The organism is Pseudactinotalea sp. Z1748, from assembly GCF_049725185.1.
GTDB lineage: Bacteria > Actinomycetota > Actinomycetes > Actinomycetales > Beutenbergiaceae > CALKWS01.
In genome coordinates this window covers 1-8,033 of the sequence record NZ_JBMPQB010000017.1, presented here as the reverse complement: position 1 = coordinate 8,033, position 8,033 = coordinate 1, and the positions used below count along the sequence as shown (strand labels likewise).

9 protein-coding genes are annotated in these 8,033 nt (G+C 64.8%); 5 read left to right on the top strand and 4 right to left on the bottom strand.

Features of this window, described 5'->3' with window-relative positions; all coding sequences use genetic code 11:
* Together ACO0LU_RS19370 and ACO0LU_RS19365 are read right to left on the bottom strand one after the other, a co-directional pair.
* The coding region (locus ACO0LU_RS19370) for an IS110 family transposase (protein WP_424792120.1) at positions 1-1,065 on the bottom strand (1,065 nt) is incomplete at its 3' end.
* A 6-nt stretch (positions 1,066-1,071) separates the two neighbouring features.
* Positions 1,072-1,254, bottom strand: a complete 183-nt coding sequence (locus ACO0LU_RS19365; RefSeq protein ID WP_424790166.1) for a hypothetical protein — start codon at positions 1,252-1,254, stop codon at positions 1,072-1,074.
* Positions 1,255-1,925: 671 nt separating this feature from the next.
* Between ACO0LU_RS19365 and nrdH the strand changes: the two genes are divergently transcribed.
* The 5 genes from nrdH to ACO0LU_RS19340 all read left to right on the top strand — a co-directional run bounded on the left by nrdH (position 1,926) and on the right by ACO0LU_RS19340 (position 6,609).
* Positions 1,926-2,174 carry a glutaredoxin-like protein NrdH gene (gene nrdH, locus ACO0LU_RS19360; RefSeq protein ID WP_424792967.1) on the top strand — a complete coding sequence of 83 codons (249 nt, stop codon included), beginning with the start codon at positions 1,926-1,928 and terminating at the stop codon, positions 2,172-2,174.
* Between the two features lie 237 nt (positions 2,175-2,411).
* Complete coding sequence (gene nrdE, locus ACO0LU_RS19355; protein WP_424792968.1) at positions 2,412-4,517, top strand: class 1b ribonucleoside-diphosphate reductase subunit alpha; 2,106 nt, start codon at positions 2,412-2,414, stop codon at positions 4,515-4,517.
* 155 nt (positions 4,518-4,672) lie between these two features.
* A complete protein-coding gene (gene nrdI, locus ACO0LU_RS19350; protein ID WP_424792966.1) occupies positions 4,673-5,083 on the top strand; it encodes a class Ib ribonucleoside-diphosphate reductase assembly flavoprotein NrdI in 411 nt (136 codons plus the stop codon).
* Positions 5,064-6,065 carry a class 1b ribonucleoside-diphosphate reductase subunit beta gene (nrdF, locus tag ACO0LU_RS19345; protein ID WP_424787180.1) on the top strand — a complete coding sequence of 334 codons (1,002 nt, stop codon included), beginning with the start codon at positions 5,064-5,066 and terminating at the stop codon, positions 6,063-6,065. The genes nrdI and nrdF overlap by 20 nt, the downstream gene beginning before the upstream one ends.
* Positions 6,066-6,468: 403 nt before the next feature.
* Entirely contained in the window at positions 6,469-6,609 is a 141-nt protein-coding gene (locus ACO0LU_RS19340) for a hypothetical protein (protein WP_424792965.1), read from the top strand.
* Here ACO0LU_RS19340 and ACO0LU_RS19335 read toward each other — a convergent pair.
* On the bottom strand, positions 6,599-7,672 hold the full coding sequence (locus ACO0LU_RS19335; RefSeq protein WP_424792822.1) for an IS110 family transposase: 1,074 nt from the start codon (positions 7,670-7,672) through the stop codon (positions 6,599-6,601). The two genes, ACO0LU_RS19340 and ACO0LU_RS19335, sit on opposite strands and share 11 nt — an antisense overlap.
* Before the next feature lie 6 nt (positions 7,673-7,678).
* On the bottom strand, positions 7,679-7,861 hold the full coding sequence (locus tag ACO0LU_RS19330; protein ID WP_424790166.1) for a hypothetical protein: 183 nt from the start codon (positions 7,859-7,861) through the stop codon (positions 7,679-7,681).
* Between the last annotated feature and the right edge of the window lie 172 nt (positions 7,862-8,033).

Genomic DNA, 8,033 nt, shown 5'->3' with positions numbered 1-8,033 from the left:
GAGGAGCCATTCGCGGTAGCGGTTGGCGAGGTCGTCGTCGCGGCGTTTGCCGCGTTCGATGGTGGAGATGTGAGCGGGCCAGACGTTGAAGTGGTCCGCGATGGTCTGCAGGGTCATTCCCTTGGCGTGGCGCAGCGGGCGTAGGTCATCGACCTGCGGCACGGGTTGGGGGTGGACGATGTGGTGGTAGACCTCGCGGGCGACGGCGCGCTTGAGGTAGCGCATTACCTCCTTGTCGCTCTTTCCCTGAGCGGTGCGTTTGGCGATGTAGGACCGGGTGCGGGGGTCGCACGTCATGCGGACCAGGATGATCTGGTGCAGGGCGGCGTTGGCCTGGCGGTCACCGCCGGGGTTGAGGCGGTAGCGGGTGGTCTTACCCGAGGACGCAGGAATCGGGGCGGCGCCGCACAGGGCGGCGAAGGAGGCCTCGCTGGTGAGTCGGTCGGGGTTGTCGCCGGCGGCGATGAGCAGCGGGGCGGCGGTCACCGGCCCGATGCCGTGGGCGGCGCGCAGAGCGGGGGCAACGCGGGTGACCAGGGTGTCGAGGTCGGTCTCCAGTTCGGTGATCTCGGTGGTCAGGGCGCGGTGGCGGCGGGCGAGGTGGCGCATTGCCGTCAGGGTTGCCGGTTGGATGCCCTCGGTGGCCGGCCCGGGGCGCACGGCGGCGAGCTGGGCGTGTAGGTCGGCGTCGTTCAGGCCCCGGAAGCGAGCACGTAGGGCCTCGGGGGCGGTGACGAGCAGGCTCTTGATCTGCACGGCCGCCGCGGTGCGGGCCTTGAGGGCCGAGCGGCGCGCGATGGTCAGCACGCGGATGGCCTCGGCATCGCCATCGGCGTTCTTCGGGGTGGGCAGGTCATGCCCGGCGAGCACCGTGTGGGCGGCGGCGTAGGCGTCGATCGGGTCGCTCTTGCCACGCAGACGACGGACCTGACGGGTCGGGCGGATCGCCTCCACCACGACTACTCCGCCCTGGCGCAGGAACCGGGCCAGTTCGGCGCCGTAGGAGTTGGTCCCTTCCACCCCGATGGTGGTGATGCGGCCCAGGCTGGTGATGAAGGAGAGCAGGTCGCGCTACCCCTGGCTCGTGGTCGGGAACTGTGCATCGCCCAGTCGTGCACCGGTCGTGGCGATCACCGCCACGTGATGGGTCTCGGCGTGGGTGTCCACGCCGGCGATGACATCGATCAGTTCACTGGTCATGATGGTGGTGCCTTCCTCTAGCGGGACAGGCACACCGGCCAGGTGGGCAGACAAGACGTTGATGGGACTTTTGGTCGAGCTCCTATTAGGTCATGTCCACCTGGCCGGCATGCGCTTTACATGCCCCGGCGCAGGCCGACGGATCATGTCAAGGACCACCCCAGAGGGGGCGTCAGTCAGTGCCTGGGTCAGACCTCGCCGAAGCCCTTCCATCATCAACGTCAGTGTCCGGTGGGAAAATATGCACGACGGCGCAACTCGGGTCCGACCGGCCCCGGCCCGGTGTGGAGGTGGTTGAGGATGGACTCTCCGAGGCTGGTGCGGACACGCCGGGCGCGGGGTGTGTCGCAGATTGTGGACACCGTGCGTTCCTGTGCATACCGCGGTGGACCCACGGATTCCTTGGGCGAGGTTCCTGCACCTGTGGATGTGGACCGCAGGGGGTCGATCGTTGCCTTCTCAACGTTGTGCACAAGGCGGCGCACACGCTATCCACAGGTTCGCCGTCGTCGTCCACAGGAAGTCCCGCAGGGGGTGTGGAGGACACGCCGCGTGCGCGACGCGCCCGTCGGCACGACACAACACCTAGGGTCCACGTAAGTTCCGCACCACTAGGTATAGTGGTCGAGCGAACAACATCCATGTAGTTACATGCTCGTGATTTGTGTGGCGAGATCGCCAGACCCTCAGACCAGCGGGCAGCATTTCGAAGAAGGGGAAGCGGCATGAGCATCACCGTTTACAGCAAGCCGGCATGTGTGCAGTGCGACGCCACGTACCGGTCGTTGAACAAGTACGGCTTGGACTACACCATCGTGGACATCAGCCTCGACGCCGAGGCGCTGGAGACGGTGAAGGCGCTGGGCTACCAGCAGGCACCGGTCGTCTTCGCCGACGGTGATCACTGGTCCGGGTTCCGGCCCGACAAGATCAAGTCCCTCGTGGCCCGGGTACCGCAGGCCGCCACGGCCTGAGGCCGCCACCCACAGACCGCCCGTCGGGCTCAGCCGGCCGGGCGGTTCTGTTATCCACCACCTGAACAACGGCACCGAAACTACATAACCGGGAAGCGCCGGCACCTGAGCGGGGAGCCGATTCCGGACAACTCGACTACTGGAAACAACTGAGGACGCGCATCGCGTCCATGAGGGACGGGAACAACTGTGGCAGCGACACTGACGCGCGAGGAGATCGAGCTCGCCGAGCCCGCGATGGACTACCACGCGTTGAACGCGATGCTGAACCTGTACGACGCCGACGGGAACATCCAGTTCGACAAGGACCGTGAGGCGGCGCGGGCGTACTTCCTGCAGCACGTCAACCAGAACACCGTCTTCTTCCACAACCTGCGCGAGAAACTCGACTACCTGGTCGAGAACGGCTACTACGAGACCGAGATACTGGACGCCTACTCCTTCGAGTTCGTCCAGGACCTGTTCGACTACGCCTACTCCAAGAAGTTCCGGTTCTCCACCTTCCTCGGGGCGTTCAAGTACTACACCTCCTACACGCTGAAGACCTTCGACGGGAAGCGTTACCTGGAGCGGTTCGAGGACCGGGTCGTGATGGTGGCCCTGACGCTGGCCGCCGGCAATGAGGAGTTCGCCCGCGAGATGGTCGATGAGATCGTGGCCGGCCGGTTCCAGCCGGCCACGCCCACGTTCCTGAACTCGGGCAAGAAGCAGCGCGGGGAGCCGGTGTCTTGCTTCCTGCTGCGCATCGAGGACAACATGGAGTCGATCTCCCGGGCGATCAACTCCTCGCTGCAGTTGTCCAAGCGCGGCGGCGGCGTGGCGTTGCTGCTGAGCAACATTCGCGAGTACGGGGCCCCGATCAAGAAGATCGAGAACCAGTCCTCCGGGGTGATCCCGGTGATGAAGCTGTTGGAGGACTCCTTCTCCTACGCCAACCAGCTCGGGGCCCGCCAGGGCGCAGGGGCGGTGTATCTGCACGCCCACCACCCCGACATCATGCGATTCCTGGACACCAAGCGGGAGAACGCCGACGAGAAGATCCGGATCAAGACTCTCTCCCTCGGCGTGGTGATCCCGGACATCACCTTCGAGTTGGCGAAGAAGAACGAGGACATGTACCTGTTCTCGCCCTATGACGTGGAGCGGGTGTACGGCAAGCCGTTCGCCGAGATCAACGTCACCGAGGAGTACCGCAAACTCGTCGACGACGGCCGGATCCGCAAGAAGAAGATCAAGGCCCGGGAGTTCTTCCAGACCCTGGCCGAGATCCAGTTCGAGTCCGGTTACCCCTACATCATGTTCGAGGACACGGTGAACAAGGCGAACCCGATCGCCGGCAAGATCACCCACTCCAACCTGTGCAGCGAGATCCTGCAGGTCTCCACCGCCTCCACCTACAACGAGGACCTGTCCTACGCCCACGTCGGCAAAGACATCTCCTGCAACCTGGGCTCGTTGAACATCGCGATGGCGATGGATTCACCGGACTTCGGCAAGACCGTGGGAACCGCGATCAGGGCCCTGACCGCGGTGTCGGACCAGACCCACATCAACTCGGTGCCCTCGATCGAACTGGGCAACAACGAATCCCACGCCATCGGCCTGGGCCAGATGAACCTGCACGGCTACCTGGCACGGGAGCGGATCCACTACGGCTCCACCGAGGGGGTGGACTTCACCAACATCTACTTCTACACCGTGGCCTTCCACGCGATCACCGAGTCCAACAAACTCAGCATCGAGCGCGGCCAGGCGTTCAAGGGCTTCGGCGACTCCACCTATGCCTCCGGGGAGTACTTCGACAAGTACACCGACCAGGCGTGGGAGCCGGCCACCGAGCGCGTGCGTCAACTCTTCACCGAGGCCGGGGTGCACATCCCGACACAGGACGACTGGCGCGAACTCAAGGCTTCGGTGATGGCCCACGGGATCTACAACCAGAACCTGCAGGCAGTGCCCCCGACCGGGTCGATCTCCTACATCAACAACGCCACCTCCTCGATCCACCCGATCGCTGCGCCGGTGGAGATCCGCAAGGAAGGCAAGATCGGGCGGGTCTACTACCCGGCCCCGCACATGACCAACGACAACGTCGAGTACTTCGCCGATGCTTACGAGATCGGCTACGAGAAGATCATCGACACCTACGCCGCGGCTACCCAGCACGTGGACCAGGGCCTGTCCCTGACGCTGTTCTTCAAGGACTCCGTCACCACCCGGGACCTGAACCGCGCGCAGATCTACGCCTGGCGCAAGGGAATCAAGACCCTGTACTACATCCGGTTGCGTCAGATGGCGCTGACCGGCACCGAGGTGGAGGGCTGCGTCAGTTGCACGCTGTGACCACCTGAGGCGTGACCAGCGGTGAGTGGCCGACGCACTCGGCCACTCGCCGTCGGGCCCCACACCCCACACGACCCACACCCGAAGGCGACGAAGGAACCCACCATGACGATCGAGCAGCCGGCCGGACCGCCGGCAGGGACGGCCTGATCACGATGGCCGGCATCGTCTACTTCTCCTCGGTGTCCAACAACACCCACCGGTTCGTGCAACGACTGGGGGTGCCGGCGCTGCGCATTCCGCTGCGCCCCACCGATGAATTCCTGCATGTGGGGAACACCGAGTACGTCCTCATCACCCCCACCTACGGTCACGGTACCCAGCGCGGGGCCGTGCCCAAGCAGGTCATCAAGTTCCTCAACGACGAGCACAACCGCTCCCTGTGCCGCGGTGTGGTCTCGGGTGGCAACACCAACTTCGGCGCCGGATTCTGCATCGCCGGCGACATCATCGCCCGCAAGCTGGGCGTGCCGCACCTGCACCGATTCGAACTGCTCGGCACCCCATCGGACATCGACGCCGTTCACCAAGCATTGGAGACAACCCTTGAGCACGCTTACGCCTGAGTCCTCCACCCTCAGCGACAATCCGCTCATCAGCCCGATCCACGCGATCAACTGGAACCGGGTCGAGGACCCCAAGGACCTGGAGGTCTGGGAGCGGCTGACCTCGAACTTCTGGCTGCCGGAGAAGGTGCCGCTGTCCAACGACATCCAGTCCTGGGCCACCCTGACCGATGACGAGAAGGCGATGACCACCCGGGTGCTGACCGGGTTGACGTTGCTGGACACCATCCAGGGCACTCAGGGTGCGGTCAGCCTGATCCCCGATGTGATCACCCCGCACGAGGAGGCGGTGCTGTCCAACATCGTGTTCATGGAGCAGGTGCACGCGAAGAGTTACTCCTCGATCTTCTCCACCCTGATCTCCACCAACGAGATCGATGCCGCGTTCCGCTGGTCGGTGGAGAACGAGCACCTGCAGCGCAAGGCCCAGACGATCGTGGCGCACTACCGGGGCGCCGACCCGTACAAGCGCAAGATCGCTTCGGTGATGCTGGAATCGTTCCTGTTCTACTCCGGCTTCTACGCTCCGATGTACTGGTCCTCCCGGGCCAAACTCACCAACACCGCCGATCTCATTCGGTTGATCATCCGCGATGAGGCCGTGCACGGGTACTACATCGGGTACAAGTACCAGAAGAACCTGGAGCGACTCTCGGCCGACCATCAGGATGAACTGAAGGGCTACACCTTCGAGATGCTCCAGGACCTGTTCGAGGTTGAGGAGGCCTACACCCGGGATCTGTACGACCCGCTGGGCCTGACCGAGGACGTGATGGCCTTCATGCGCTACAACGCGAACAAGACCCTGATGAACCTGGGCTACGAGGCGCTGTTCCCGGCCGATGCCACTGCGGTGAACCCGGCGATCCTGTCCGCACTGTCCCCGAACGCCGATGAGAACCACGACTTCTTCTCCGGCTCCGGGTCCTCATACGTGATCGGCAAGGCCGAGGAAACCGAGGACGACGACTGGGACTTCTAGACCCGGATTGTCCGGACCAGGCGTAGGCCGGTCCGGGCAATCTGTGTGAAGTGACATCGAACCTGTCACCAATGACACGGCAGATGTCACCGTGACAAGGAAGATGTCACCGGTGACACGGCATGTCACCCGAGGCTCGGATCGTGCCTGGACCTGCCAATCACCCGATACCGCTACTAGCTGGCCGACTGGTGTGAGTCATGACGTGGTGACTCCGTGGCGCCGACAACTCGTCTGACTGCTTCGCTTGCTGGTCAGCAGCATCTCAGCCCATTTGAGTGTGGCACCACAAGCCCTGACTCACACCCAGTTCGAGCAACTCCAGCCGGCCTGCCAGAGGCTCCGGCGAGCACGTAGAAATGGCCTACCTGGCCATCTTCACAGCAGATAGGAGGCCATAGCCATGGCTGACAAGAAGACCGTCTTCATCGCGTTCGCCATCGAGGACGAGCGGATGCGTGACTTCCTCAAGGGGCAGTCGCTGCACCCTCGCGCGCCCTTCGAGTTCGTCGACATGATGCTCCTATGGGCTGTCAAGCGGTGAGGAGCCATTCGCGGTAGCGGTTGGCGAGGTCGTCGTCGCGGCGTTTGCCGCGTTCGATGGTGGAGATGTGAGCGGGCCAGACGTTGAAGTGGTCCGCGATGGTCTGCAGGGTCATTCCCTTGGCGTGGCGCAGCGGGCGTAGGTCATCGACCTGCGGCACGGGTTGGGGGTGGACGATGTGGTGGTAGACCTCGCGGGCGACGGCGCGCTTGAGGTAGCGCATTACCTCCTTGTCGCTCTTTCCCTGAGCGGTGCGTTTGGCGATGTAGGACCGGGTGCGGGGGTCGCACGTCATGCGGACCAGGATGATCTGGTGCAGGGCGGCGTTGGCCTGGCGGTCACCGCCGGGGTTGAGGCGGTAGCGGGTGGTCTTACCCGAGGACGCAGGAATCGGGGCGGCGCCGCACAGGGCGGCGAAGGAGGCCTCGCTGGTGAGTCGGTCGGGGTTGTCGCCGGCGGCGATGAGCAGCGGGGCGGCGGTCACCGGCCCGATGCCGTGGGCGGCGCGCAGAGCGGGGGCAACGCGGGTGACCAGGGTGTCGAGGTCGGTCTCCAGTTCGGTGATCTCGGTGGTCAGGGCGCGGTGGCGGCGGGCGAGGTGGCGCATTGCCGTCAGGGTTGCCGGTTGGATGCCCTCGGTGGCCGGCCCGGGGCGCACGGCGGCGAGCTGGGCGTGTAGGTCGGCGTCGTTCAGGCCCCGGAAGCGAGCACGTAGGGCCTCGGGGGCGGTGACGAGCAGGCTCTTGATCTGCACGGCCGCCGCGGTGCGGGCCTTGAGGGCCGAGCGGCGCGCGATGGTCAGCACGCGGATGGCCTCGGCATCGCCATCGGCGTTCTTCGGGGTGGGCAGGTCATGCCCGGCGAGCACCGTGTGGGCGGCGGCGTAGGCGTCGATCGGGTCGCTCTTGCCACGCAGACGACGGACCTGACGGGTCGGGCGGATCGCCTCCACCACGACTACTCCGCCCTGGCGCAGGAACCGGGCCAGTTCGGCGCCGTAGGAGTTGGTCCCTTCCACCCCGATGGTGGTGATGCGGCCCAGGCTGGTGATGAAGGAGAGCAGGTCGCGCTACCCCTGGCTCGTGGTCGGGAACTGTGCATCGCCCAGTCGTGCACCGGTCGTGGCGATCACCGCCACGTGATGGGTCTCGGCGTGGGTGTCCACGCCGGCGATGACATCGATCAGTTCACTGGTCATGATGGTGGTGCCTTCCTCTAGCGGGACAGGCACACCGGCCAGGTGGGCAGACAAGACGTTGATGGGACTTTTGGTCGAGCTCCTATTAGGTCATGTCCACCTGGCCGGCATGCGCTTTACATGCCCCGGCGCAGGCCGACGGATCATGTCAAGGACCACCCCAGAGGGGGCGTCAGTCAGTGCCTGGGTCAGACCTCGCCGAAGCCCTTCCATCATCAACGTCAGT

Excerpts from the sequence above, each read along its gene's own strand:
- ACO0LU_RS19340 (WP_424792965.1), top strand. The coding sequence starts at position 6,469 with ATGGCTGACAAGAAGACCGTCTTCATCGCGTTCGCCATCGAGGACGAG.
- nrdE (WP_424792968.1), top strand. The coding sequence starts at position 2,412 with ATGGACTACCACGCGTTGAACGCGATGCTGAACCTGTACGACGCCGAC.
- nrdH (WP_424792967.1), top strand. The coding sequence starts at position 1,926 with ATGAGCATCACCGTTTACAGCAAGCCGGCATGTGTGCAGTGCGACGCC.
- nrdI (WP_424792966.1), top strand. The coding sequence starts at position 4,673 with ATGGCCGGCATCGTCTACTTCTCCTCGGTGTCCAACAACACCCACCGG.